This is a genomic window from Hellea balneolensis DSM 19091, from assembly GCF_000428525.1.
Classification (GTDB): domain Bacteria; phylum Pseudomonadota; class Alphaproteobacteria; order Caulobacterales; family Maricaulaceae; genus Hellea; species Hellea balneolensis.
Genome location: NZ_AUAC01000002.1, coordinates 955,112 through 978,225, shown reverse-complemented (window position 1 = coordinate 978,225; position 23,114 = coordinate 955,112). Strand labels below are relative to the sequence as shown.

Sequence of the window (23,114 nt, the reverse complement as noted above, 5' to 3'; positions counted from 1 at the left end):
CTTTTCATGACTCAGTCTTTTGGCTAAGCCAAGACGGAACTCATGAGGGAAGTGGTGTTGACTGAAACACTCGATATCAACTTAATTGTCACAGCGGGCGCTGTTTTATTAGCTGTGCTAGCCTCTCTCTTTGCCTTCCGTGCGCGTATGGACGGGAATGGGGCAGCCGCAGGCTGGAAACAAAAATGTGCGGAACTGGATCAGCAGATCGGGCAATTAGACTCCGTCTTTGGCGCTTATCCTGGCCTTATCTTGGTATGGGAAGAAGCAAAGCCTGACGTGCAATCAGATTGGGGGAAGCCACGCGTTTATGGCTCGCCGGCAGCCTTGGCTTCAATGATGCGCTTTGCGGAAGCCGGTAAACCCAAAGAAATGGCAGAGCGGGTGCTTAACGGTTTGGCGGATTTGAATACCATTAGCGAGTCAGATGAAACCGAGTCCTTGCGAACAAATATTGCAAACTTGCGCAGTAAAGGTGAGCCATTTTCCATTACAATCGTCCTGCCCGAGGGTAATGTTATTGAGGCTGACGGTCGTGTTGCCGGGCGTCAAGTCGTGCTTTGGCTCGAAGATGCCTCTATTCGGGGGGAGGATGAACGCACAGCTATTTCAAGATTTGAGAATAACCGCATCACAGCGGAAGTTGACCCTGTAGCTTTTATTGAGATGATGAGCCGTGCGCCATTCCCGCTCTGGCGTATGACCGGGGCTGGACGCATTAACTGGGTAAATGATGCTTATGTCGATGCTGTTGGGGCGAAAAATGTGCGCGATGTATTGGATAAACAAACCCATCTAGATGATCAGGCCTCACTTCAGGCAAAACGAGTTTTAACGACGAATGAGCGCGTTGAAGATATGCGCAATATCGTTTTGGGCGGGCAGAATAAATCAACATCAGTGACGCTCTTTCCTGTGTCAGGCGGCGTTGCAGGCATAGCTATGGATGCCACAGAAGCTGAGTCTTTGCGGGAAACTTTGACACGTCATATTCGGGCCCATGACGAAATGCTAAATGCAATGGATGAGGCTATTGTTATTTTTGGTGCTGATAAACGCATGAGTTTCCATAATAAAGCTTTTGCGTCTTTATTCGATATTGATGCGGGGTGGTTCAAAGACAGACCTGCCCATAGTGACTGGCTTGATCATATGCGCGAGCGCGATTCGCTTCCGGCGCAATCAGATTATGCTGAGTGGAAGCGAGGTGAATTAGCTCTTTATACTGAGTGGCCCGAAGAGATGCCGGATGAGCTTTGGGCGCTCCCAGATAGCCGCACATTGCGTCTCGTGCGAATGCGTGACCCTCATGGAGGGATATCTTTGCTCTTCTCGGATATGACGGACTCAATGATGCTGAAGAGTCAGCTTGGCACGCTTATCAATGTGCAAAAGGCGACCTTGGATAAGCTCTCCGAGGGTATCACAGTGTTTGGAACAGATGGCCGATTAAAAATCCATAATGCTGCTTTTGCTCGGATGTGGAATTTGGAAGAAGATAGTCTTAAAGATAATCCGCGTTTCTCTAAAATTATCGAAGCCAGTTTACCGCTTCATCATGATACAGAGTTCTGGAAGTCCCTAAAAGCGCGGGCGACCGATCCCAATCCAGAAGTACGGCGCCATGTGGACGGCGAGATCACGCTCTCTGATAACAGAATGCTGACATGGTTATCGCGTCCTCTTCCTGATGGCGCAACGCTTGTCGCATGGGATGATGTGACGAACTCAAGGCGCGCCGAAGCAGCGCTAATTGAACGGGCTGAAGCTCTTGAGGAGGCTGACCGAATGAAATCAGAATTTGTTGGTCATGTGAGCTATCAATTGCGCACGCCTCTGACAACGATTTCAGGCTACTCCGACTTCCTCCAAAATGGCGGGGCGGGGGAAATGAATGACAAGCAGAGCGAGTATGTTTTTGCCATTCAAAGCGCGTCAGAGGATTTGGCAAAAACGATTGATGATATTCTCGACATTGCCGCGATAGAAGCCAATGTTTTGGATCTCGAATTAGGAGATGTTGATATTTACGGTGTTCTGGAACACTCGCTCGATTATGTCGCGACCAAGGCTGAAGACACGCGCATTAGTTTGGATTTAAAATGCGATAAGGGTGTTGGCATCATCCGTGCGGATGAAACACGCTTAAAGCAAGTTGTTTATAACTTACTCTCAAATGCACTTCGCTTTACCAAACCAGGGGGCCGTATTGAGCTCGGCGGCAGAGCGGCAGAGGGCGGAGGCGTTATGATTTGGGTGAAAGATGACGGCGTAGGCATTCCAACTGAACGCCAACCACAAGTCTTCGGTTCTTTTGAAAGTAGCCGGGGCGGCGCAGGACTAGGGTTAGCCCTAGTGCAGCGTTTTGTTGAACGCCACGGCGGATGGGTCGAGCTCGAATCTGAAGAAAATGAGGGCACTCACGTGACAGTTTATCTGCCAAAAGAAGCGCCGACAGACGCAGGGCACCCAGAATTATTTGATAAGATCGCGTAAAGCCTACTGACTCTCAGGCGTACTAACTGTGATGCCGTCAAGCTCGTCATTCATCAAAATTTGGCAAGACAAGCGGGAATTATCCTGAACGTCTTCTGCAAAGTCCAACATAGAATCTTCCATATCGTCCTTGGCTTTGAGCTTTTCTGTCCAACCTTCAGCCACATAGACGTGGCAGGTTGCGCAAGCGCAAGCGCCGCCGCAATCCGCGTCAATGCCGGGTATCATGTTTTGAACGGCTGCCTCCATTATGGACGTTCCGTTTTTGGTTTCTACTTCACGTGAAGTACCTTGGGCATCAACAAAATTGATTTTTGGCATAGTCAGTTTCCTGTAAATCGTTCCATTTGTTATGTAAGGGCTTGCGATGATTTTGCAAGCGCGTATCAATGCGGCATATGCAAAGCTTTTCCATAATAGGTGAGTCCCAAATGCTGCGATTTGGGGCGCGGCTTATCGCACAACTTTCCGCGGGACAGGTGGTTTGCCTGACAGGAGATTTGGGAGCGGGTAAAACAACTTTGGTACGCGGCATGATACAATCTTTGCTGGGCCCAATAGATGTGCCGTCACCTACTTATACCCTGGTCCAGACATATGAGGGTCCTGAATTTGAACTTTGGCATTGTGATGTGTATCGCCTAGAAAAACCCGAAGACGGATATGAGCTAGGCCTCATTGAGGCTTTTGAAGACGCGCTCTGCTTGATCGAATGGCCGGATAAAATTGAGCCGCTTATTCCTGAAGATGCCCTGCATATAAATATCGCATTTGAGGGAGAAGGGCGTAAGCTGACTATGACGGGATTTAAAGGCATTACATGAGCCGAAAAGTTGACATAGATGCGTTTCTTCAAGGGGCCAATTGGGGCGCGGCTCATCGCATAGCTGTGCCCGGTGATGCGTCAACGCGGCGTTATGAACGGCTGACATTAGGAAAAGATAAATCTGTTCTTATGGATGCGCCCAAAGGCGTTGAAGCTCCTAGCGAACCCGAGGGCGCGAGCGTGAAGGACAGGGTGTCCCTAGGCTATAATGCGCTTGCGCGATTGGCGGGACCGAATCCCGAAGCTTTTACCTGCATTGCAAATGAGCTTTCAAAAAGAGGGTTTTCGTCTCCGAAAATTATTGCGGCTGACATGGATAAAGGTTTCATCTTACTCGAAGATTTGGGTGACGGCCTCTATGCTGAAATCATTGCAAAAGATGGGGCTATGGAACAGCTCCTCTACGAAGCGGCGATAGATACGCTTGCCGCCATTTACCGCTCAACCTTTCCGTCCCAAATGAACTTTCAAGACATAGCATGGCGTGTGCGGGAATATGATGCAGCGGCTTTGCAAGCCGAAGCTGATCTGTTTCTCGACTGGTATGCCAAGGATTTTGGGTACGATATTCAAGGCCATTTAAGGGATGAATGGCATAGAATTTGGTCAGACTTATTTGAGTGCCTGAGCTCACATGCGCCAGGATTAGCCCTGCGGGATTTTCATGCCGAGAATATATTCTGGCTACCCGAGCGCCAAGCGGTGTCCCGTGTGGGGCTTATTGACTTTCAAGACGCTCTTTTTGCGCATCCCTCCTATGATTTGGTAAGCCTGATTGAAGATGCAAGGCGGGACGTCTCACCTGATTTGGCAGAGCCGCTGATTGAACGGTTTTGTGAGAAAGCCGGTATCAAATACGATGATAGTTTCAAAACGGCTTATGCTGCTATGGGCGCGCAGCGTAATGCTAAAATTCTGGGTATATTTGTGCGTCTTGCGCAGCGTGATGGGAAGCCACATTACCGCGACCTTATTCCGCGTGTTGCAGCTCATTTTCAAGGCAACCTCGAGGACCTAAAATGTGCTGAGTTGAAAAGTTGGATTTCAACGCATTTACCTAAGGCTTTGACATGATAAAAACAGCCATGGTGATGGCGGCGGGCCATGGAACGCGTATGCGCCCACTTACAAATGACCGTTCAAAAGCCATGGTTGAAGTCGGGGGCAAGCCTTTGATTGAACACATGCTGGATAGGCTGGAGGAGGTGGATGTTGAACGGGCAGTGGTTAATGTTCACGCACATGCAGATCATTTAGAAGCCCACCTAAAGAGTCGCAAACCCGGACTTGAAATTATTATTTCCGATGAACGTGAAGCGCTTTTGGAAACAGGCGGCGGTGTTGTGAAGGCTCTACCTCTCTTGGGAATAAGTCCGGTTTTTATCTGTAACATTGATGCTATTTGGCAGCCTTTCGAACCCGTCTTGGAAAGGCTGATTGAAGCGTGGGAGCCCGGCGTCATGGATGAGCTGTTACTCTGTGCAAGAGCGGACTGGGCATTGGGCTATGCTGGCAAAGGTGATTTTAATATCCATAGTGACGCCAGATTGACACGGCGGGACGGAGACAGTGCAGATCACGTTTACGCCGGCGTTCAAATCTTCAAACCTGACTTGGCTAAGCCGTTTAAAGAAGAGCGTTTCTCCCGCAATAAAATTTGGGATGAGACTCTGAAACGCCAAAAATTATTTGGCGTCGAATTGCCCGGATATTGGATGCATGTCGGCGACCCCCGCGCCGTCATGGCGGCAGAAGCTGTGTTGAAAGAAGCTCATGGATAAGCCGTCCGTTTTTAATATGCCATCGGGTGCAGCTTTTCTGCCGTCACTCGCCAAGGGCTTGCGCGAAATTTATAGCGAGCGTTTAAACGATGCGCTTATCCTTCTGCCAACACGCCGCGCTGTTCGGGCGCTGGGCGAGGCCTTTGTCGGCGAGAGCGGGGCCAGCCTTTTACCGCGCATGCGGCCTTTGGCGGATATCAATCCCGAAGAGCCTCCTTTCGAACCTGGTGAGCTTGCAGGTCTTGTCAAACCTGCCATTGATCCAATGCAGCGCCGCTTTGAAATGGCGCGTCTTATTTTTCACTATCACAAAGCGATATCGGAGTTGCCCCTCGACCCTGCGGGGGCTTTGGCACTCGCCGACCCTCTTATAGCTATCCTTGATGATGCCGCGATGGAAGAAGCGGATATTTCCAAAATAACAGACCTGAAAGAAATTCAAGAGTTTGCGGCAGAGCATTTCAAATATGCGATCACCCTTTACGAAATCGTGCAGGATTATTGGCCCAAACGCCTTGCGCCCAATGAACTCGATTTGATGGAACCTATGCAGCGCCGCGTAGCTCTCTTGAATGCACTGACAGATATTTGGGAGGTCACCCCGCCTGATTATCCAGTGATTGTGGCGGGCTCGACAGGGACATTAGGGGCCTCAGCACGATTGATGAAATGTGTGGCTTATATGGATGACGGTATGATTGTGCTTCCCGGTCTTAATAATACTGTGCCGGATGACGCTTGGAAGGATGTAGGGCCGCAACATCCGCAAAACTCGCTTAAAAATCTGATTGAGATTATAGGTGTTGAACGGGGTGAGGTGAAAAACTGGCCCTATCTTGAGGGTCATACCCCCAAAGAGTTGGATGCCCGCCGCCGTGTCATATCGGAAAGTCTTGTTCCCATAGAAGCAACAGGGGATTGGCCAAGCCGCATCGCGAATATTAAAAAAGGGGCCGCGAAAGGGACGGAGCCCTTTTCCGAAGCCCTAAAAGGCTTATCGATTATCGAGGCGGATAATGACGAAGAGGAGGCTCTTGCGATCGCGACAATCCTGCGCGAGACCCTAGAGCCAGATAGCGGCATAGGAACCGCCGCCTTGGTCACGCCCGATCCGGCATTAGCCCGGCGCGTAAAATCAAGGCTGAGGCGCTGGAATGTCGAAGTGGATTACTCACAAGGCGAACCCTTGGAAGAGACACCTTTAGGCGGTTTTCTGACAGCGATTATGGATCTCGTACAAGATCCCGAAAACGCGCATATGATATCTGTTCTGTGTAAACATCCCTTAAGCACGGCAGGGCTTACACCAGGACAGTTAAAAACAGAATGGAGCTCGCACGAATATCACATGAGAGCTGACAGAGATCCGCCATCTTTGGCGTCATTTAAGGCGTTTTCGCGGGTGGAAAACATGTTTAAGCCTCTTAGAGATCTTAGTGAAAGTTCTGCGAGTGATTGGGCAAAAGGTCTGGTGGAAACAGCAGAGGCTTTGGCCGCAACTGATGAAACCCCTGGCGCGCCGCGTCTATGGGTCGAGGATGCCGGAGAAAAAGCGGCAAGCTTGATCGAGGATTTAATGGTCCATGGGGATACGCTTCCTATTATCGACGCGGAAGCTTTTGCAAAGCTTCTTGGCGCATTGATGCGAAGCCGCGTCGTGCGGCCCCGTTATGGAACAGATCCTAGATTGGCAATTTTAGGTCCTCTCGAAGCTCGTATGCTAGATTATGACAAAGTAATATTAGGCGGATTAAATGAAGGTATATGGCCGTCCGCGCCTTCTATTGAGCCGTTCTTATCGCGGGGTATGCGTAAGACCTTAGGGTTGTCCCTACCTGAACGGCGTTTTGGTTTATCTGCGCATGACTTTGCCGAATTATCCGCTAATGCAGATGTTATCTTAACGCGGTCCAAGCGCTCTGATGATGGCCCCAAAGTTGCCTCTCGATGGCTTTGGCGTCTGCAAACATTAATGAAAGGAGCCTTGGGCGAGGCGGCAGCTATGAGCGGCCTTTCCGATGCAGATAAATATCTTCGTTGGGCCCGCAATATGGACTATGTGGCACCTAAAGACGTAGAGATTGCCAAGCGCCCTGAGCCGCGTCCACCCGTTGATGCGCGTTGGCCGAAAGCGCGCAAGCTGTCTATCACTCAAATAAAAACATGGATACGTGATCCCTATTCCATTTATGCACGGCATGTACTTGGGCTGACCCCACTTGCGGATTTACAGGCCCCGCTTGATGTGCGTGATTATGGTAATGCCATTCACACGGGGCTTGAAAATTTCACAAATGATTATCCAAAAGAGCTTCCAAAGGATGCTGAGATAAGGTTGATAGATTATTTTAAAGCCGCTTTTGCGGCGTGTAATTATCCTGATTATGAGATCGTGAAAGAGCGAGCGCGGTTGGAAAAAATTTCAACGCAGATCATTGAGTGGATGAGAGAGCGCCGGGCCCAAGGCTGGGCCATGCGAAAAACCGAAGCCCGCATAGATTACATATTAGAGCCGCAAAAATTTACCTTAACCGGATATGCGGACCTCATTGAAAAAGGCCCGCTAGGATATGCTGTCACAGATTATAAAACTGGCGCGCCTTCGACCTTGAAAGTCGTCCAAGCCGGGTTTGACCCTCAGCTGCCTCTTACGGCATATATCCTGGCGCAAGGCGGGGTCAAAGGGCAGGGCGCGGATAAAGTTGATGCGCTGAATTATGTCCGCATAAAGGGCTCAGGCAATAGTCATGATTTGGTCCATCCATTGACGCCCCCTGCCAAAGACGGGTGGCCCGCAACTGACTATGCCGCCGAGGCGCATAAAGCTTTAACGGAATTGATCGCGGCCTTCGATCAGCTTGAAACACCTTATTCGTCTCAACCCCGGGCGCAATACACCCATGATTATGGGGATTATGATCATCTCGCGCGGCGCGATGAATGGGCCAGGTTGGGCAGTGCTTCTGGCGAAGGCGGCAGTGATGGATAGTCCTGAATATATCGCAGCCGTTAAGGCCCAAGGCCAAGCGGCGAATCCTTCTTCAACACGTTTGGCTTCTGCTAATGCCGGGTCAGGCAAAACTCGTGTTTTGGTAAACCGTGTTTCCCGCATATTATTGGGCGGAGCTGCGCCTGAAACTATTCTGTGCCTGACATATACAAAAGCTGCGGCGTCGGAAATGCAAAGCCGTCTTTTCGAAACTTTGGGTGAGTGGTCTATTTTAGAGGACGCAAAATTACGTATCGAACTAAATGAATTGGTAGGAACGGAGCAGCATAACTTCTCTCTTAAAAAAGCACGTCAGCTCTTTGCTAAAGCCCTTGAAACCCCAGAAGGCCTCAAGGTCCAAACCATTCATGCCTTTTGCGAACGTATATTATCGCGTTTTCCCATTGAAGCCGGAATTTTACCGGGTTTTGAGCCACTCGATGAGGCAGAGACAGCCGCCATTTTAGCAGAGGTTCGCGAACGGGTTTATCAATCTGCAGCAGATGAGTCCGACGGTGAGCTGTCCCGAGCTTTACGCATTCTGACAAGCCACATGGCGGATATGACAATTGAGGGATTGTTTAAGTGGATGTCTCATTCCGGCGATAAGATAGAGCGCTGGGAAGCAAGCGGCGGTGTTGCGCCTCTTGCGAAGATAATGAGCATTGCTGAAGATGCCCGAGAAGAGGCTATATTAGCGAACGCCTGGAACGACACACCTCACGATCAAATCCGGCAAATTGCCGGAGCTTTGCTTGAAAGCCCGTCTGTGGGTGATCGCAAAAAAGCAGATGTAATTCTGCGGGCTTTGGATATGAATGATGCGGTGAAGGCTTTCACGCTATATGTCTCGGCCTTTTTAACGTCCGATATGTCAGCGCCTCTGAAGAATATTATTACAAAAAAAGGGGCGCCATCTGCCGTGGCCATGTTCGGCCATAAATCAGATGATCCGACTCAAGAGCTCGCGCGGATAATGCTAGCTTGGGAGCAAGCCCGCGCTGCAAATTGTCTGTCCATGACGCGGGCCGTTTTCACAATGGCGAAAGCCTTTACGGTAGACTTTAAGCGGGCGAAAAATACACGCCGCGGCCTTGATTTTAACGATCAGGTTCTTTTGGTGCGCAATCTTTTAAGCCGTAGTGAGGTGTCGGATTGGGTGCGCTATAAATTAGATGGCGGCATCGAACATATTTTGTTGGATGAAGCCCAAGATACGGCGCCCGCGCAATGGGATATTATAGATGCACTTGCCGAAGAATTTGTTCAAGAGCAGCGAGACGTGCCGCAAAATCGGACGCTATTTGCCGTGGGCGATGAGAAGCAATCCATCTATTCATTCCAAGGGGCTGAGCCGGAACAGTTTCTCAAGAAGATACAGAAATATACGGGCGGCGAAGCAGCACTCTCGCCGCATATGCGTATGTCATTTCGGTCAGCCCCTGAAATTTTGAGTTTTGTGGATCAGGTCTTTGTTGATGATAAAGCCATTCAGCGTATGTTTGATGCAGCGGATTATCCGCCTGCTTCAGACCTTGTCCGCCACACAGCCCATAGGGAAGATGGGGGCCAAGTCGATCTTTGGCCGCCCGTTGAAAAACCCGAAGCGGAGGATGATAAAGCGCCTTGGGATACAACACCTGTTGATGCTCTACGCGAAGGGGATGCACGCGAGCAGTTAGCGCTGGAAATTGCGAAACAAATTCAGACCTGGATAAACACTAAAGAGCCAATTTTTGATAGAAAATTAGGGCATACACGCCCAATGCAGGCGGGTGATATTCTTATTCTCGTGAGACAGCGTAACGATTTTTTTGATGCTGTTATTCGCAATCTGAAAGGCTGCGGCGTCGCTGTTGCAGGCGCTGACAGGCTTAAACTCAAAGACTCTATTGCCGTCAAAGATATGCTCTCTTTGGCAAAGTTCACCTTGTTGCAAAAAGATGACTTGTCTTTGGCTGAAGTTCTCAAAAGTCCTTTATTTAATTACTCCGTTGAGGCGCTGTTCGAAGTGTCTTCGCGCAGAGAAAGCTCGCTGTGGGAAGCCGTCAATTCGCGCCGTCCCGACACAGCTGAGATACTGACTCAGATATTATCTCATGCCCGCCGCTATGCGCCTTATGAGTTTTTCACCCGCGTCCTGGATATGACGGGCCCGAGCGGGACAAGTATGATACGACAAATCTACAAACGCTTGGGATTAGAAAGTAAAGACGCCATCGAAGCCTTTCTTGCAAGGGCGTTGTCGCATCAGCGTTTAGGGTCCCCATCATTGGCGCATTTTGTGCGAAGTTTCGCCGCCGATGATCAAGAATTGAAGCGGGAAATGGATAGTGGTTCCGGTGAAGTTCGCGTGATGACAGTTCATGGTTCCAAAGGCTTAGAAGCGCCTGTCGTGTTCCTTCCGGATACAACGCAACTCCCGACAAAGGCTGGTCCCGTCATTCGCCTTGATGCCGGATTTGCTATTCCTACTAGTTCCAAGAGCATGCCGACTGCACTTATGCCTTATAAAGAGGCCATGAAAGCAAAGAGGGAGCAGGAATATTTACGTCTTCTCTATGTGGCTATGACCCGCGCGGAATCCCGTCTTATTATTTGCGGATATAAACATGGGCGCGGCAAAGGCTCAATTAGTAAGAAAAGCTGGTATGAGGATATGGCGCGTGCTTTTGAGGGCCTGCAGACGTGTAAAATAAAGACTCCATTTGGTGACGGACTGTCTTTTGGCCGAGGAGCAGAGCCAATAAGCGCCAAAAAGGTGGTTGATAAAGAAAGCAATGATGATTTGCCGTCCTGGATATATGCGCCAGCTAATCCTGCTAAAGCGCCTCGCCGCCAAGTTACGCCCTCGCATCTCCTCGCCCCGCCGCCACATAGAGATATGCCTGTGCGCTCGCCATTGACACAAGCTACAGAGACACGCTTCATGCGTGGTAACCTCATTCACAAACTTCTTGAAATTTTGCCTGAGTTTGACCCTATCAGACGGCAGGATATCGCGGAAAAAATGCTCTCAACCTACAAGGCGCTGAGCCTCGAGCAAAAAGATCACATTATATCCGAGGTTTTTGCGGTTCTAAATGCACCGGAATTTGCTGAAATTTTTGCTCCGGGTAGCCGCGCTGAAATTTCGCTTGCGGGTACTGCTAAAGGTCTCCCTGCAGAGCTTTATCTCAATGCTCAAATTGACCGTATTAGCGTAACACAGGATAAAGTCTTTATTGTCGATTATAAATCCAACCGCCCGCCGCCTCTCTCTCAAAACGGTGTGGCTGACATATATTGGGGGCAAATGGCGGCGTATCGCGAACTCGCGAAAGAGATTTATCCGCAGCACGACATAATATGTGCTCTGCTTTGGACGGATGGGCCGCGCCTTATGATTTTGGAAGATAGTCGCCTTGACGCGGCCTTGACGCAGATAGCTGCGCTTCCTACCTAAGTCTCAAGAAAGAATCTATTAAGGAGCCTAACATGGCCACTGTAAAAGTCTCAGACGCAAGCTTTAAAGCGGATGTCATAGAATCGGAAACACCTGTCCTCGTTGATTTTTGGGCAGAATGGTGCGGGCCATGTAAGCAGATTGGTCCGGCCCTTGAGGATATTTCCGAAGAAATGGGTGATAAAATCAAAATCGCTAAGGTCAATATAGATGACGACCCGGAAACGCCGGCCAAGTTTCACGTGCGCGGAATTCCAACACTCATGATTTTTAAAGGCGGACAAGTCGTAGCAACAAAAGTCGGCGCGATGACAAAAACCAAACTTGCCGAATGGGTGGGTGAGCACACAGATAGCGGCAACGCCGACGTCGCGTAAATGCTAATTAAATTATGACAAAGCCCTGCCTCGAGTGGGGTTTTTTATTCCGGGAAATTATTCTGATTATCTGGATCAATATGGACAGCAACAATTATTTCCTTTGTTCCCGGGGTTTTACTGCCAATAGGCAGTAAATTTATGTCAATAGGGTTTGGATAAATATCTAATAATGATCCATCGATTGCGTCAATTGTTGTTAAGGGAACTGCAAAAAAAACGGTTAGAGTAGCTGAAGTAAAAACAGCTCCGGCTGTTGTAAATGGAAGCGCAGATCCACCTGCTGTCAGAAAGTAACCTGTTGCTCCTGCAGAACCGCCTGCGACAGTTCCAACAGCAGCCTTTTTTGCTGTTTTTGTCATAGCTTGAGAGCGAACTGTGACATGAACGGGGATAAAACCTGTTTTTTCAATTTTAGCAATAAAAGTAGATCTACGTGGAACTATAATTTCACAAGGTGTCGCTGGACAGCCATAAGTAACTTTTTCGAGGTTAGGGTCTTTGCGACGAGCTTTCTCACTTTGAGCTGTTTCTTCGGTGGTTGTTACGACCGCGCCTTCAGGACTTGTCTTGACGATAAAGGGTTGTTGCGTGCCTCTTACGATAGTTGCACAACTTGCTTGCATTAAAATTAAGCCAAGTAATGATATCTGTGATAAGAGCGTTTTCATTTACCAGAAGTTTTGTTTTTCTGCCTACGCTTCTCGAGTATTTTTTCTACTTTTGGGTCGGGTTCAAAAGTTTTTCCCTTAGGGGGTAATACTAAAAATATTGGATTGGGATTAAGGTTCTGCATAGCGCCTGAAGCCGCATCAACGCCTATACTAATAAGACCAACACCCCCGGCTACTGTCGCTGCCGCAGCTGCGGTACCGGCTACTGCCGCGCCCCCCGTCATAAAACCGCCTGAGGCTAAGGCGGCAGTTATAGCTCCGACGCCAGCCCCTGCGAGAACGCCTGTTCCCGCTGACCCTGCAAGGTTGGCGTTTAGGCTCTCCTTGTGTAAGCTATGATCAATGCCAAGTTTAACAGGCTCATACCCTTCCGCTGAAATTGTCATAATAAATTCTGAACGGCGTGACATTTCAAATTCGCAAGGCGTAGCCGGACAACCATGATAAACGGGTTCAGCCGCTGGATTATTTTTCCGTAATTTTCGGCTTTGTTTTGTCTCAATGTCTGTTGCGACAACAGCGCCTGGGGGCTGTGTGTCCACAACCATATCTACATTCGGTCCGCGCGCGAGTGTGGCACAGCCACTTAGGAAAAAGCCTATAACAATTAAAGTTAATAAGTGTCGTGACATAAAATACTCTCCCGCCACAGACATGAAAGAGTTTAGAAGTGTTCTCAAATCAGCTTACGTTTCAGAGAATTACAGCAGAACTAGAGTTTCAGAACTTCACCAGCAAGGTAAAGCGACCCGCAAATCAATATACGCGGGGGTACGATGGGTTCGGCGCTCGTCTGACGTGAAAGAGCTTCGCCTGTATTTATGGCTCTTTGAACAGCGTCGATAATATTTCCCGCAACTTGCCCTAACATGCCGCGAGATTTCGCTATTTCGATCAGGGTTTCAGGCGCGAGTGATGGATGACCCGGAATATCAACGCCAATTACCGCGCTGGCGAGGCCTTCAAAAGCATCCAGAAAGCCGCCTATATCCTTATTGGCCAATATGCCTGTGATTAGGATAAGCGGCCGGGGTGTTTTAGCTTCAAGTTCGGCAATCGCATTTGCCACGGCGCGGGCTGCATGAGGATTATGCCCGCCGTCTAGCCATAATTCTCCACCACTCTCAGCAACCATATCCGCCAGGCCACCTGTGGTCAGGTTTTGCATTCGCGCGGGCCAAGACACAGTTTGCAGACCCTCTTCAATGGCTTTTTCGGGAATTTGCATCTGCTTGGCGATTGCAATCGCAGTTCCCGCATTCATCACTTGATGATCTCCTAGGAGCGCCGGCAAAGGTAGATCAAGAAGCTGGCCGTCATCTTCAAAAACAAGCCGTCCATGTTGGCGGTAAGCCCGAAATGCTTCGCCCCAAAACTTTGCATCTGCGCGAGCTTTATTTGCTTCAGCGTCTAAGACAGCTCGCACTAAATCTGATTGAGGCCCAATAATAACAGGCGTATGCGCCTTCATAATACCAGCTTTTTCACGGGCAATCCCGGCGAGGTCACGGCCCAAAAATTCAGCATGATCCATGTCTATGGGCGTGATACCGCAGCAGGCTGGCGTGATGACATTTGTGGCATCATATCGTCCGCCAAGGCCGACTTCGATAATACATATATCGGCAGGGCTTTCAGAAAAGGCTAAAAAAGCTGCTGCAGTCGTGGCCTCAAAAAATGACAAAGGTTCACCTGCATTTGCGCTGCGAACCCGCGAAAGCACATCGACAAGCGTGTCGTCTGATATTTCTTCTGAACCGACAACGATACGTTCTCTGAAATGTACAAGATGCGGGGAAGTATAAACATGAGCCTTTAGCCCCGCCGCTTCTGCAAAGGCCCGTAAATAGGCTACGGTTGAGCCTTTTCCGTTAGTTCCCGCGATGTGAATGGTGGGCGGAAGTTTATATTGTGGATTTCCAAGCGCTTTCAGAACCCGCTCAATACGTTCAAGACCCAGATCAATTTTCTTGGGATGAAGTGCTTTTAAAGTCTCGAGTGCGTCTTGAACCGTTTCACGCATCTTCTAGTAATTTTTCGTAATCTGTCTTTAGAAGAACTGACAGAATTTGCGCTAAGGTCTGACGCATATCTTTCCGAGCAACAACGCGGTCTATCATGCCTTTTTCTTCAAGAAACTCTGCACGCTGAAATCCTTCTGGTAGTTTTTCTCGGATGGTTTCCTCAATCACGCGCGGGCCTGCAAAACAAATAAGTGCGCCGGGTTCAGCCAGGTGAATATCACCCAACATAGCGTAACTCGCGGTTACGCCGCCTGTTGTTGGATCGCAAAGCACAACGATATAGGGCAGGCCGGCTTCTCGGAGTTCTTGAACAGCGATAGTTGTACGAGGCATTTGCATAAGGCTGAGCGCGCCTTCTTGCATTCTAGCGCCTCCGGCGGCCGTGAAGACGATTAAGGGCAGTTTATTCGCTACCGCATATTCAGCGGCTTGGATAAAGCCTTCACCGGCGGCCATACCTAGAGAGCCGCCCATAAAAGAGAAATTTTGAACTAATATCACAGTTTCTATGCCATGGATTTTTCCAACGCCTATATTCATAGCATCTTGATCACCGGTCTTGGCGCGCGCCTTTTTCAGCCTGTCCGTATATTTTTGATCGTCTTTAAATTTAAGAGGGTCTTTGGCAACAGCAGGAATGTCGACATTTTTATATTCACTTTTATCAAAGGTGTAATCCATGCGCATTTTCGGACCAATACGTAAGTGGTGACCTGCGGGTGTAACATGGAGGAGGCCAGGTAAATCTGCCGAAAAAACCATCTCATTTGATTTAGGACATTTCATCCAGAGGTTATCCGGCGTGTCTTTTTTAGAGAAGATGTCTTTGACGCCGGGCGGCGTTAATTTTGTGAGCCAATTCATAAGCGGCTTTTGCCCGAATTCGGAGGGAGGGGCAACAGATTAGATGCAGTCAGCGTAGCTTTCACAAGAGGGCTAGTTTAATTTATCCGCCTTCGGAACCGAAATTAAGAACACGCGTTAATGTGTTGTTACTTATAAAAAAAAGGAAAATAACATGGGACTGGAAAGTTTACTTATATTCTTACTTATCGGTGGTGTCGCAGGGTGGTTAGCTTCGCTCATTGTACGGGGTGCGGGTTTTGGCCTGATCGGTGATATTATCGTCGGTATCATCGGCGCGGTTATAGCTGGATACGTGCTGCCGGCTGTCGGCACCTCAATCGGCGGCGGTATCATCGGATCGATTATTCACGCGACCATAGGAGCAGTTATATTGCTGTTACTGATTAAGCTTATCAAACGCGCTTGATAAATATGCAGAACAACTATTGAGCAGATTGCATAATCGCCTCGATAACATCAGGACGATCTTTAAAGACAAGCTTCATGCGGGCAATATCCGCTTGGAGCTTTTCTGTTTGTCCCAGCACTTTTCGGGCACGAAGCAGCCTTTGCCACCCTTGAGGATCATTTGGCTCTTCTTCCAAGCGCATCGCTAACCCCTCAACCATGGCTGTAATCATTTCCGTACGCTCTTCAGGACTCATTTGCTGAGCGGCTTGCACCTGTTCAGCTGACGGGCCTCGCGGGGCCTCGTAAGGTTTTAGCGCGCCGTCTTTGAGCAAGTCAGAGCGCCCGATAAGCGCATAAGTGCCGAGCGAGCTAGCTAAGAAGGCGGCAAAGAGAATGCTCATATAAATTTTAGAAGAGTGCCCGCCCCGTAAAAGCGGCGCTGTAAGCCATAACAGCACGATGAGTGTTATTATCGTCAGGAAAATCCAAATCATCGCTCATCCTCACGACGTCCCGAATTTACGAAAAACCATCCTAATCCCGCCAACAGCAATATGAAGGGTGTAAGCCACAAAATATAAGTATTTCTCTGTACCGGGGGCTTTAACAAGACATAGTCCCCATATCGTTCTCTCATATATGAAATCACTTCTGTATTGCTGTCGCCGTCTCTAAGGCGGTCCCTTACGAGTTCTCTCATATCCATGGCAAGGGGGGCGTCAGACTCATCGATGGATTGGTTTTGGCAGACAACGCAACGCAGTGAACGCCCGACCTCTTTAGCGCGCATCTCAATTTCCGCTTCTGAGGGTTGCCCGATAGCGCCTGTTGAAAAACTGAGGACCATAAACATAAAGAGCAGCCAGCGCATCACTCTGCCTTCAGTGTTTCGACCAACGGGAGCAAAGTCTCTTGCCAGACTTTGGGCGTAATAACGCCGACATGTTTGTAACGAATATGACCCGATTTATCCGTTATAAAGCTCTCAGGCGCGCCGGAAACCCCGAGTTTAATTGCAAGGACACTCTCATTATCGAAGATAATTTGACGATAGGGATTGCCGCCTTTTTCTAGCCAAGCCTTTGCCTTTGGGCGTGTATCTCGCCAATCGACTCCAATGAGATTGACATCACCGCGTTTTGAAATTTCCATTAATACTGGATGCTCAACATTACAGGCCACACACCAAGATCCGAAAACATTAATCAGCGAGACCTTACCTTTAAACATCTCTTGGGTGAGGGTTTCAGTTTCATCATAAAGCTCTGATAACGTGAATTTCGGGACAGGTTTATTGAGCAACTCGGAGGGCAATAATTTAGGGTCCTTCGTGAGGCCAACCGCAAAGGCTAAACCCATCAATAAGAACAGTGCTATAGGAATTAGGGCGCGCATTAGATGACGTCCTCACGAAATCTCAATCGCCTGTCAAACAGCGAGATGAAGCCCGCAAGTGACATCAAAAAGGCCCCGATCCAAATCCAGGTGACGTAAGGATGATAATTGGCGCGAACGATCCAGCCATCTTGAGAATTCCCTTCACTGATAGCCGTGAAGATTGTGGGGCCCAAAGTAAAGTGAAACCCAGCTTCCGTTGTCACCATATTTCTAACCGGGTAAAATCTCTGTTCTGTGCTGAGAGTTTTGATAGCTTTTCCATTTTTCTCGACATTTACTTTGGCGTTGAGATATTGGTAATTCTCTCGCTGTCCAGGGGCGACTTTGTCGAGTGTAAAGCTATATCCAGCGACATTGAGACTCTCTCCGATTTTCAGGCGTCCAATATCATCTTCGGCCCAGACTGACATTGCGACAGCGCCAGCCGTGAAAATAGCGACGCCCAGATGCGCCAAAACAAAACCATATGTTCCCGCGGCTTGCCGGGAGAGGTTTTTGAAATTCTGTGTTTTCTTCGCAAAAGCCAAAATAGTACCGATAGCCAGATAAGCTGCAATTGCCAGTCCTATACCGCCCAACACTGATTTCCCAAAAAATGCGACCAATATGATAATAAGAATAGTAATCGGAAGAGCAAATATGGAGAGGCGTTTAAGACTACTTAGCGTATCTTTACGCCATTTCAGCAGAGGGGCCGCGCCCATAAATAAAAGCAGAATTAACATGATGGGTGCAAATGTCAGGTCAAAATAGGGCTTTCCTACGCTTATTTTATCGCCCGTAATCGCGTCCATGAAAAGAGGATAAAAAGTGCCAAGAAAAACTGTGGCGCAAGCTGTGATAAGCAAAAGGTTGTTCAGAATGAGGCCGCCTTCACGGGAGATAGGCTCGAACTCTCCTGTCCCTTTTAGCGTTTTTGCTTTCAGGGCATAAAGCGTTAGCGCCGCCCCGGTAGCTAGCATTAGCAACAGCAATATGAATACACCCCGCTCTGGGTCAGTGGCGAAAGAATGCACTGAAACCAGCACGCCTGAGCGCACAACAAATGTTCCCACAAGGCTTAGGGAAAACGTACTGATACCTAATAAAATTGTCCAATTGGCAAGCTTATGCCGCGTACCCAGTACCATAATCGAATGAAGTAATGCCGTCCCGGCAAGCCAAGGCATGAAGCTAACATTTTCTACGGGGTCCCACATCCACCAACCGCCCCAGCCTAGTTCGTAATAAGCCCAAAGCGACCCAAGCATAATACCTAGGGTCAGAAAGCTCCAAGCGGCTAAGACCCATGGCCTAAGCCATTGCGCCCACAGCGAGTCTACTTTTCCCTCCAATAGTGCGGCAACAGAAAAAGAGAACGCGACTGAAAATCCGACGTATCCCATGTAAAGCATAGGCGGATGGATCGCGAGGCCGGGGTCTTGCAGCAAGGGGTTTAAACCTAGCCCATCTGCAGGAACAGGGTTGAGCCGTTCAAAAGGGTTTGACGTAAAAAGAATGAATGCTAAAAATCCGAAAGCGAGAAGGCCTTGAACGCCAATAGCCCGCGCCTTCAGTGTTTTAGGCAGATGGCTCCCAAAAACAGGAATAAGGGCAGCATATAGCGCTAGCATGAGCGTCCAGAGCAAGATGGAGCCTTCATGATTGCCCCAAACGCCGGATATTTTATATAAAAATGGTTTCATGGAATGGGAGTGCGAAGCGGCCAATTTTACGCTGAAATCAGATGTTATAAATGTCGCTGTAAGTGCTATGAATGACAGCAAAATGAGGACGAAAAGGACTTGCGTCGCGCGGTCGCCAAACAGCATCAATTTTTCAGCATTTTTATGCGCCCCAAAAAGTGGGAGTGAGCCTTGCGCTAGCGCTGTGAATAGCGCCAGAATTAGCAGGTAATGTCCGAACTCGGCAATCATGACTAGGCCATAGCCTTGATTTCAGTGACTCGCAATCACTGCTGTGTCGCACTTGCACCGCTTGGGCAAGTCTCTAAAAGAAAGCCATGACATCTTCTGTACGCAAAGGTATTATATTGGCTGGGGGTACGGGCACACGGTTGCATCCGTCCACTATTGCGATCTCTAAGCAGCTCATGCCGGTTTATGATAAGCCTATGATCTACTATCCGCTTTCTGTGCTTATGGAAGCGGGCATCAATGAGATCATGATTATTACGACGCCGCATGATCAAGCGGCGTTCAAAACGCTATTGGGTGACGGGGTTAAATGGGGGCTTTCGCTGACCTATGCCGTTCAAGATGCGCCGCGCGGTATTGCGGAAGCTTTGATCATTGCAGAAGAGTTTTTGTGCGGAGGCCCATCCGTTCTGATTTTGGGTGACAATCTCTTTTTTGGCGAAACATTTTCGCAAGGCTTAGAGGCCGCAATGTCTCGTACCCAAGGCGCCAGTGTTTTTGGCTATCGTGTTAATGATCCTCAGCGTTACGGCGTGGTTGAATTTGATGAGAGCGGTAAAGTGCTTTCGATTGAAGAAAAGCCCATCGCGCCGAAGTCAAATTATGCGGTGACGGGTCTGTATTTTTATGACTCCCATGCCCCGGCCTATGCAAAGGAAATCAAACCTTCAGAACGTCAGGAACTGGAAATTACCGCCTTAAACCAAGTTTACTTGTCCAAAGGCGATTTGCATGTAGAACTCTTAGGCGGCGGGACAACGTGGCTTGATACAGGCACGCATAAATCTCTGTTTGAGGCGGCGCAATTTGTAAATGTTGTGCAGTCCCGTCAAGGCATTCGAATTTGTTGTCCTGAGGTCCTTGCTTATCAAAAAGGCTGGATTTCCAGAGATGCTCTCATAAGACAAGCAGAAAAACTTAAGAAAAGCGGTTACGGGAATTACCTTATGGATGTAGCTGGGCTGTTATAGGCTCGTTATTTACCCAAGCCCATTATAGAGCATAGGTACGACATAGCCGCGTATCCAGCTTAAGCCTAAGACGACCACTAAAAACGCCATATCCAATCCGCCTAGCGGAGGTATGACCTTGCGAATAGGATCCAATATAGGATCGCAAATACGGCGAATGACTCCGTATATTTGCGCCATAGCGGGATTTCGTAGATTGATAATGTTGAAGGCAATCAACCATGAAAAAATCATATAGGCGACAAATATCCAAAACAGCAGACCCAAAAGAGGGGCTAGCAGATATACTATAAGGGATTGCATCAATGTCATAACTCTCTCCGTCATCCGCTCTCTAAGCGGTAAATTCTGTAAGGGCAATACGGCTTATGTCTGAAATAAGGCAGTTTTCCGTCAAAGCCTTGCCACATTGGTCCGCTATCTCTTTATGCATCAAACAAATGCAAAGGGTTGAGACATGCAAACAATGAGCTTAGTAAGAGACAAGACTTATTCACCAAGACGCGCTGGGGAGCGAACAATGGCTAAAATTTATCTTGTCGATGATGATGAAAACATCCTGACATCCGTCTCTATGTTTCTCGAAGCCGAAGGCTATGAAGTTCGCAAATTTCATGATGGCGTGACAGCTCTTGAGGCGCTCAAGAAATCACCGCCGGATTTAGCCGTTTTTGACGTAAAGATGCCGCGTATGGACGGTCTCGAGCTTCTCCGGCGTCTGCGCCAGACATCAAATTTACCCGTTATTTTTCTGACGTCTAAGGATGATGAATTTGACGAAGCCATTGGTTTTAATATGGGCGCGGATGATTATATTACCAAGCCTTTTAGTCAGCGCCTTTTAGGCGAGCGTATTAAAGCCGTTCTCCGCCGGGCTTCGCTGACGTCTATTGAGATGCCTGTGCCGCAAGAAGGCGATGATAAGGTCATTCGTCGCGGTCAACTCTTACTGGATCCCAATCGTCATGCGTGTTCATGGAATGGTGAACCTGTGCGCTTGACGGTGACAGAGTTTTTAATCTTGGAAAGCCTCGCAAAACGTCCGGGTTACGTTAAGTCTCGCGACCAACTTATGGACGCAGCTTATGACGATCAGGTCTATGTGGATGACCGCACAATTGACTCTCATATCAAACGGCTTCGTAAAAAGTTCCGCAAGACGGATAAGAGCTTCGATGGTATAGAGACCCTCTATGGTGTCGGATACAAATACAAAGAAGCATAAGCCGCGCGTGAGTAAAGCGCCCTCCGGCAGGGTAAAAATCCGTGATAGACGCTTGGGCGCGCGGCGCTCACTGCTGACATCACGGCTTACGCGTAATATTTTCTTTTCTAACCTCATTGGCCTGATCATTTTAGTCGGCGGCTCTTTGGCGATGGAGCGCTTTCAGAACGGGCTTATAGAAGCCAAAATTGAAAATCTGGAATCATTAGCCTCAACAATTACGACGGTTATGGGAGAAGATGCGACAGGTTATGGCTCTGCTGCGAGGCTTGATATTCAGAATGCACGGCAAGTTTTGCGCGGCGTCTCTGTACCGGACCGCTGGAGAGTTCGGCTGCACGACCGGGCCGGTCAAATACTTGTTGACACAGAGTCTTTGGACGACACGATTGATGTCGGCATTTTGGACCCCATTGTGACGGAAATTCCGGAACTGCCCCGGCAAGAGGTGTTCAAGGAAAAAGTAACATTCTGGATAAGCGACAAAGCCCATAACCTGCCATGGCGGAAACGCCGCCGAGACAGTCTGCGCAGGGATTTAAAGGCTGATATTCGCACTGCCTTGCAGGGCGACTCAATGTTTGGTCAACGTTATGATGATGAAGACAAGTTAATTGTAACCGTCAGCTTGCCGGTGAAACGCGTTCAACAAGTCTTGGGCGTGGTTACAGTCGAAAGCTCTGATGTTGACAGCATTGTTAACGCTGAGCGCAAGGCTTTAGCGCCTATCATTGGTCTGGCTTTTCTGGCCACCCTCCTATCTTCAATGGCTCTAACTCTGTTTATCACGCTACCTATGCGCAAGCTTGCGAGAGCTGCTGAGCTCGTCACGCGATCAAGCCGAAAGCGCGGCGCTATACCCGACCTTTCAAATAGGCGCGATGAAATTGGAGACTTATCCTCGGTCATGCGTGAAATGACCGAAGGCCTTTATGCCCGTATCGATGATATTGCTAATTTTGCGGCGGATGTGGCGCATGAGATTAAGAACCCTCTGACCTCTCTGCGCTCCGCCTCTGATACCTTGCGCGTGGCCAAAACCGATGAGCAGCGCGAGAAACTTATTTCGATTATTCAGCAGGATGTCTCGCGTATGGACCGCTTGATAACGGATATTTCCAAAGCCTCTAAGGTTGACGCTAACCTTGCGCGCGATACGGCGCAAACATTGGACGTTGTCGAAATCATCGAAAATATAGTTGATTTTTATGCGCAAACTTCAAGTGGAGATGGGCCGCAAGTCAAAAATATTACAACCATTTCTGGAGAAGACCCAATCTTCATTCGTGCTTTTGAAAGCCCCTTTGCACAGGTGCTTAGGAATCTGATTGATAATGCTTTGACCTTTTCCCCTGCGGATGGAGAAGTCAGAGTTCAAGCCACCTTATCGCAGCGCGGCGATAGAGAAAATGTCGTCATCACTGTTGATGATGACGGGCCGGGTATACCCAAAGATAATCTCGACGCCGTCTTTGATCGTTTTTACACCGAACGGCCCAAAGGCGCGCAATTCGGCTCTCACTCCGGCTTAGGCTTGGCGATTTGCCGCCAGATTATGACAGCTCATAAAGGGCGTATCCATGCAGAAAACCGAATGTCTACCGATGGCGATAATATTCTTGGTGCACGCTTTGTTGTTGAAATTCCGCGTCAAACAAAAGGTGGAGGCCCGCAAATATCAAAACGTAAGCAAAAGAAAATAGATGCGAAAAAGGCCGCATAAAAGGCTTCCCAT

General features: G+C 48.7%; 21 protein-coding genes. 11 read left to right on the top strand and 10 right to left on the bottom strand.

The window, feature by feature from the left end; genetic code table 11:
• Positions 1 to 57 precede the first annotated feature (57 nt).
• Positions 58 to 2,496: a sensor histidine kinase gene (locus F569_RS16550; RefSeq protein WP_233353592.1), complete on the top strand. Its 2,439-nt coding sequence runs from the start codon at positions 58 to 60 to the stop codon at positions 2,494 to 2,496.
• Positions 2,497 to 2,499: 3 nt separating this feature from the next.
• Here the strand turns inward: F569_RS16550 and F569_RS0104825 are convergent, their stop codons facing one another.
• Positions 2,500 to 2,817: a 2Fe-2S iron-sulfur cluster-binding protein gene (locus tag F569_RS0104825; RefSeq protein ID WP_026941275.1), complete on the bottom strand. Its 318-nt coding sequence runs from the start codon at positions 2,815 to 2,817 to the stop codon at positions 2,500 to 2,502.
• Positions 2,818 to 2,885: 68 nt separating this feature from the next.
• On the opposite strand from F569_RS0104825, the gene tsaE reads away from it, so the two are divergent.
• Genes tsaE through trxA form a run of 6 tightly spaced genes read left to right on the top strand, consistent with a single transcriptional unit; the run spans position 2,886 to position 11,914 of the window.
• Positions 2,886 to 3,320, top strand: coding sequence for a tRNA (adenosine(37)-N6)-threonylcarbamoyltransferase complex ATPase subunit type 1 TsaE (gene tsaE / locus F569_RS0104820; RefSeq protein WP_051279327.1), 435 nt, complete (start codon positions 2,886 to 2,888; stop codon positions 3,318 to 3,320).
• Entirely contained in the window at positions 3,317 to 4,396 is a 1,080-nt protein-coding gene (locus F569_RS0104815; protein WP_026941273.1) for an aminoglycoside phosphotransferase family protein, read from the top strand. The genes tsaE and F569_RS0104815 overlap by 4 nt, the downstream gene beginning before the upstream one ends.
• Entirely contained in the window at positions 4,393 to 5,103 is a 711-nt protein-coding gene (locus F569_RS0104810) for a nucleotidyltransferase family protein (RefSeq protein WP_026941272.1), read from the top strand. The genes F569_RS0104815 and F569_RS0104810 overlap by 4 nt, the downstream gene beginning before the upstream one ends.
• Entirely contained in the window at positions 5,096 to 8,092 is a 2,997-nt protein-coding gene (locus F569_RS0104805) for a PD-(D/E)XK nuclease family protein (protein WP_026941271.1), read from the top strand. Before F569_RS0104810 ends, F569_RS0104805 begins: the two co-directional genes overlap by 8 nt.
• Positions 8,019 to 11,537 carry a double-strand break repair helicase AddA gene (gene addA, locus F569_RS0104800; RefSeq protein ID WP_051279325.1) on the top strand — a complete coding sequence of 1,173 codons (3,519 nt, stop codon included), beginning with the start codon at positions 8,019 to 8,021 and terminating at the stop codon, positions 11,535 to 11,537. The genes F569_RS0104805 and addA overlap by 74 nt, the downstream gene beginning before the upstream one ends.
• Before the next feature lie 32 nt (positions 11,538 to 11,569).
• Complete coding sequence (gene trxA, locus F569_RS0104795; RefSeq protein WP_026941269.1) at positions 11,570 to 11,914, top strand: thioredoxin; 345 nt, start codon at positions 11,570 to 11,572, stop codon at positions 11,912 to 11,914.
• 44 nt (positions 11,915 to 11,958) lie between these two features.
• On the opposite strand, the gene F569_RS0104790 is transcribed toward trxA, so the two are convergent.
• The 4 genes from F569_RS0104790 to accD all read right to left on the bottom strand — a co-directional run bounded on the left by F569_RS0104790 (position 11,959) and on the right by accD (position 15,476).
• Positions 11,959 to 12,585 (bottom strand): hypothetical protein, encoded by a 627-nt coding sequence (locus F569_RS0104790; RefSeq protein WP_026941268.1) that lies wholly within the window; start codon positions 12,583 to 12,585, stop codon positions 11,959 to 11,961.
• Entirely contained in the window at positions 12,582 to 13,220 is a 639-nt protein-coding gene (locus tag F569_RS0104785; RefSeq protein ID WP_154813640.1) for a hypothetical protein, read from the bottom strand. Before F569_RS0104785 ends, F569_RS0104790 begins: the two co-directional genes overlap by 4 nt.
• An 80-nt stretch (positions 13,221 to 13,300) precedes the next feature.
• Positions 13,301 to 14,611, bottom strand: a complete 1,311-nt coding sequence (locus F569_RS0104780; RefSeq protein WP_026941266.1) for a bifunctional folylpolyglutamate synthase/dihydrofolate synthase — start codon at positions 14,609 to 14,611, stop codon at positions 13,301 to 13,303.
• Positions 14,604 to 15,476 (bottom strand): acetyl-CoA carboxylase, carboxyltransferase subunit beta, encoded by an 873-nt coding sequence (gene accD / locus F569_RS16545; protein ID WP_034387211.1) that lies wholly within the window; start codon positions 15,474 to 15,476, stop codon positions 14,604 to 14,606. Before accD ends, F569_RS0104780 begins: the two co-directional genes overlap by 8 nt.
• Before the next feature lie 154 nt (positions 15,477 to 15,630).
• Between accD and F569_RS0104770 the strand changes: the two genes are divergently transcribed.
• Complete coding sequence (locus F569_RS0104770) at positions 15,631 to 15,885, top strand: GlsB/YeaQ/YmgE family stress response membrane protein (protein ID WP_026941265.1); 255 nt, start codon at positions 15,631 to 15,633, stop codon at positions 15,883 to 15,885.
• A 16-nt stretch (positions 15,886 to 15,901) separates the two neighbouring features.
• Here the strand turns inward: F569_RS0104770 and F569_RS16540 are convergent, their stop codons facing one another.
• From F569_RS16540 to F569_RS0104750, 4 genes are read right to left on the bottom strand one after another with little or no spacing between them, the layout of a single operon-like run.
• The gene (locus tag F569_RS16540) at positions 15,902 to 16,363 is read right to left on the bottom strand and encodes a hypothetical protein (protein ID WP_026941264.1); all 462 of its coding nucleotides are present in this window, start codon (positions 16,361 to 16,363) and stop codon (positions 15,902 to 15,904) included.
• Positions 16,360 to 16,722 carry a cytochrome c-type biogenesis protein gene (locus F569_RS16535; RefSeq protein WP_233353591.1) on the bottom strand — a complete coding sequence of 121 codons (363 nt, stop codon included), beginning with the start codon at positions 16,720 to 16,722 and terminating at the stop codon, positions 16,360 to 16,362. The genes F569_RS16540 and F569_RS16535 overlap by 4 nt, the downstream gene beginning before the upstream one ends.
• Before the next feature lie 17 nt (positions 16,723 to 16,739).
• Positions 16,740 to 17,264, bottom strand: a complete 525-nt coding sequence (locus tag F569_RS0104755) for a DsbE family thiol:disulfide interchange protein (RefSeq protein ID WP_026941263.1) — start codon at positions 17,262 to 17,264, stop codon at positions 16,740 to 16,742.
• The gene (locus F569_RS0104750) at positions 17,264 to 19,183 is read right to left on the bottom strand and encodes a heme lyase CcmF/NrfE family subunit (RefSeq protein ID WP_026941262.1); all 1,920 of its coding nucleotides are present in this window, start codon (positions 19,181 to 19,183) and stop codon (positions 17,264 to 17,266) included. Before F569_RS0104750 ends, F569_RS0104755 begins: the two co-directional genes overlap by 1 nt.
• Positions 19,184 to 19,269: 86 nt before the next feature.
• Between F569_RS0104750 and rfbA the strand changes: the two genes are divergently transcribed.
• The gene (rfbA, locus tag F569_RS0104745) at positions 19,270 to 20,154 is read left to right on the top strand and encodes a glucose-1-phosphate thymidylyltransferase RfbA (protein ID WP_026941261.1); all 885 of its coding nucleotides are present in this window, start codon (positions 19,270 to 19,272) and stop codon (positions 20,152 to 20,154) included.
• A 9-nt stretch (positions 20,155 to 20,163) separates the two neighbouring features.
• Here rfbA and F569_RS0104740 read toward each other — a convergent pair whose 3' ends face one another.
• Entirely contained in the window at positions 20,164 to 20,466 is a 303-nt protein-coding gene (locus tag F569_RS0104740; protein WP_026941260.1) for a YggT family protein, read from the bottom strand.
• Between the two features lie 208 nt (positions 20,467 to 20,674).
• Between F569_RS0104740 and F569_RS0104735 the strand changes: the two genes are divergently transcribed.
• Entirely contained in the window at positions 20,675 to 21,379 is a 705-nt protein-coding gene (locus F569_RS0104735; protein WP_026941259.1) for a response regulator transcription factor, read from the top strand.
• Positions 21,348 to 23,102 carry an ATP-binding protein gene (locus F569_RS16530; RefSeq protein ID WP_051279321.1) on the top strand — a complete coding sequence of 585 codons (1,755 nt, stop codon included), beginning with the start codon at positions 21,348 to 21,350 and terminating at the stop codon, positions 23,100 to 23,102. The genes F569_RS0104735 and F569_RS16530 overlap by 32 nt, the downstream gene beginning before the upstream one ends.
• Positions 23,103 to 23,114 lie beyond the last annotated feature (12 nt).

What these genes read in the sequence shown, in the direction of transcription:
- F569_RS0104790 (WP_026941268.1), bottom strand. Translation starts at nt 12,585, where the DNA reads ATGAAAACGCTCTTATCACAGATATCATTACTTGGCTTAATTTTAATG.
- F569_RS0104755 (WP_026941263.1), bottom strand. Translation starts at nt 17,264, where the DNA reads ATGCGCGCCCTAATTCCTATAGCACTGTTCTTATTGATGGGTTTAGCC.
- tsaE (WP_051279327.1), top strand. Translation starts at nt 2,886, where the DNA reads ATGCGGCATATGCAAAGCTTTTCCATAATAGGTGAGTCCCAAATGCTG.
- accD (WP_034387211.1), bottom strand. Translation starts at nt 15,476, where the DNA reads ATGAATTGGCTCACAAAATTAACGCCGCCCGGCGTCAAAGACATCTTC.
- F569_RS16535 (WP_233353591.1), bottom strand. Translation starts at nt 16,722, where the DNA reads ATGTTTATGGTCCTCAGTTTTTCAACAGGCGCTATCGGGCAACCCTCA.
- F569_RS0104740 (WP_026941260.1), bottom strand. Translation starts at nt 20,466, where the DNA reads ATGACATTGATGCAATCCCTTATAGTATATCTGCTAGCCCCTCTTTTG.
- trxA (WP_026941269.1), top strand. Translation starts at nt 11,570, where the DNA reads ATGGCCACTGTAAAAGTCTCAGACGCAAGCTTTAAAGCGGATGTCATA.
- F569_RS0104825 (WP_026941275.1), bottom strand. Translation starts at nt 2,817, where the DNA reads ATGCCAAAAATCAATTTTGTTGATGCCCAAGGTACTTCACGTGAAGTA.
- F569_RS0104780 (WP_026941266.1), bottom strand. Translation starts at nt 14,611, where the DNA reads ATGCGTGAAACGGTTCAAGACGCACTCGAGACTTTAAAAGCACTTCAT.
- F569_RS0104735 (WP_026941259.1), top strand. Translation starts at nt 20,675, where the DNA reads ATGGCTAAAATTTATCTTGTCGATGATGATGAAAACATCCTGACATCC.
- F569_RS0104805 (WP_026941271.1), top strand. Translation starts at nt 5,096, where the DNA reads ATGGATAAGCCGTCCGTTTTTAATATGCCATCGGGTGCAGCTTTTCTG.
- F569_RS0104810 (WP_026941272.1), top strand. Translation starts at nt 4,393, where the DNA reads ATGATAAAAACAGCCATGGTGATGGCGGCGGGCCATGGAACGCGTATG.
- F569_RS16540 (WP_026941264.1), bottom strand. Translation starts at nt 16,363, where the DNA reads ATGATTTGGATTTTCCTGACGATAATAACACTCATCGTGCTGTTATGG.
- rfbA (WP_026941261.1), top strand. Translation starts at nt 19,270, where the DNA reads ATGACATCTTCTGTACGCAAAGGTATTATATTGGCTGGGGGTACGGGC.
- F569_RS16530 (WP_051279321.1), top strand. Translation starts at nt 21,348, where the DNA reads ATGGTGTCGGATACAAATACAAAGAAGCATAAGCCGCGCGTGAGTAAA.
- addA (WP_051279325.1), top strand. Translation starts at nt 8,019, where the DNA reads ATGATCATCTCGCGCGGCGCGATGAATGGGCCAGGTTGGGCAGTGCTT.
- F569_RS0104785 (WP_154813640.1), bottom strand. Translation starts at nt 13,220, where the DNA reads ATGTCACGACACTTATTAACTTTAATTGTTATAGGCTTTTTCCTAAGT.
- F569_RS0104770 (WP_026941265.1), top strand. Translation starts at nt 15,631, where the DNA reads ATGGGACTGGAAAGTTTACTTATATTCTTACTTATCGGTGGTGTCGCA.
- F569_RS0104750 (WP_026941262.1), bottom strand. Translation starts at nt 19,183, where the DNA reads ATGATTGCCGAGTTCGGACATTACCTGCTAATTCTGGCGCTATTCACA.
- F569_RS0104815 (WP_026941273.1), top strand. Translation starts at nt 3,317, where the DNA reads ATGAGCCGAAAAGTTGACATAGATGCGTTTCTTCAAGGGGCCAATTGG.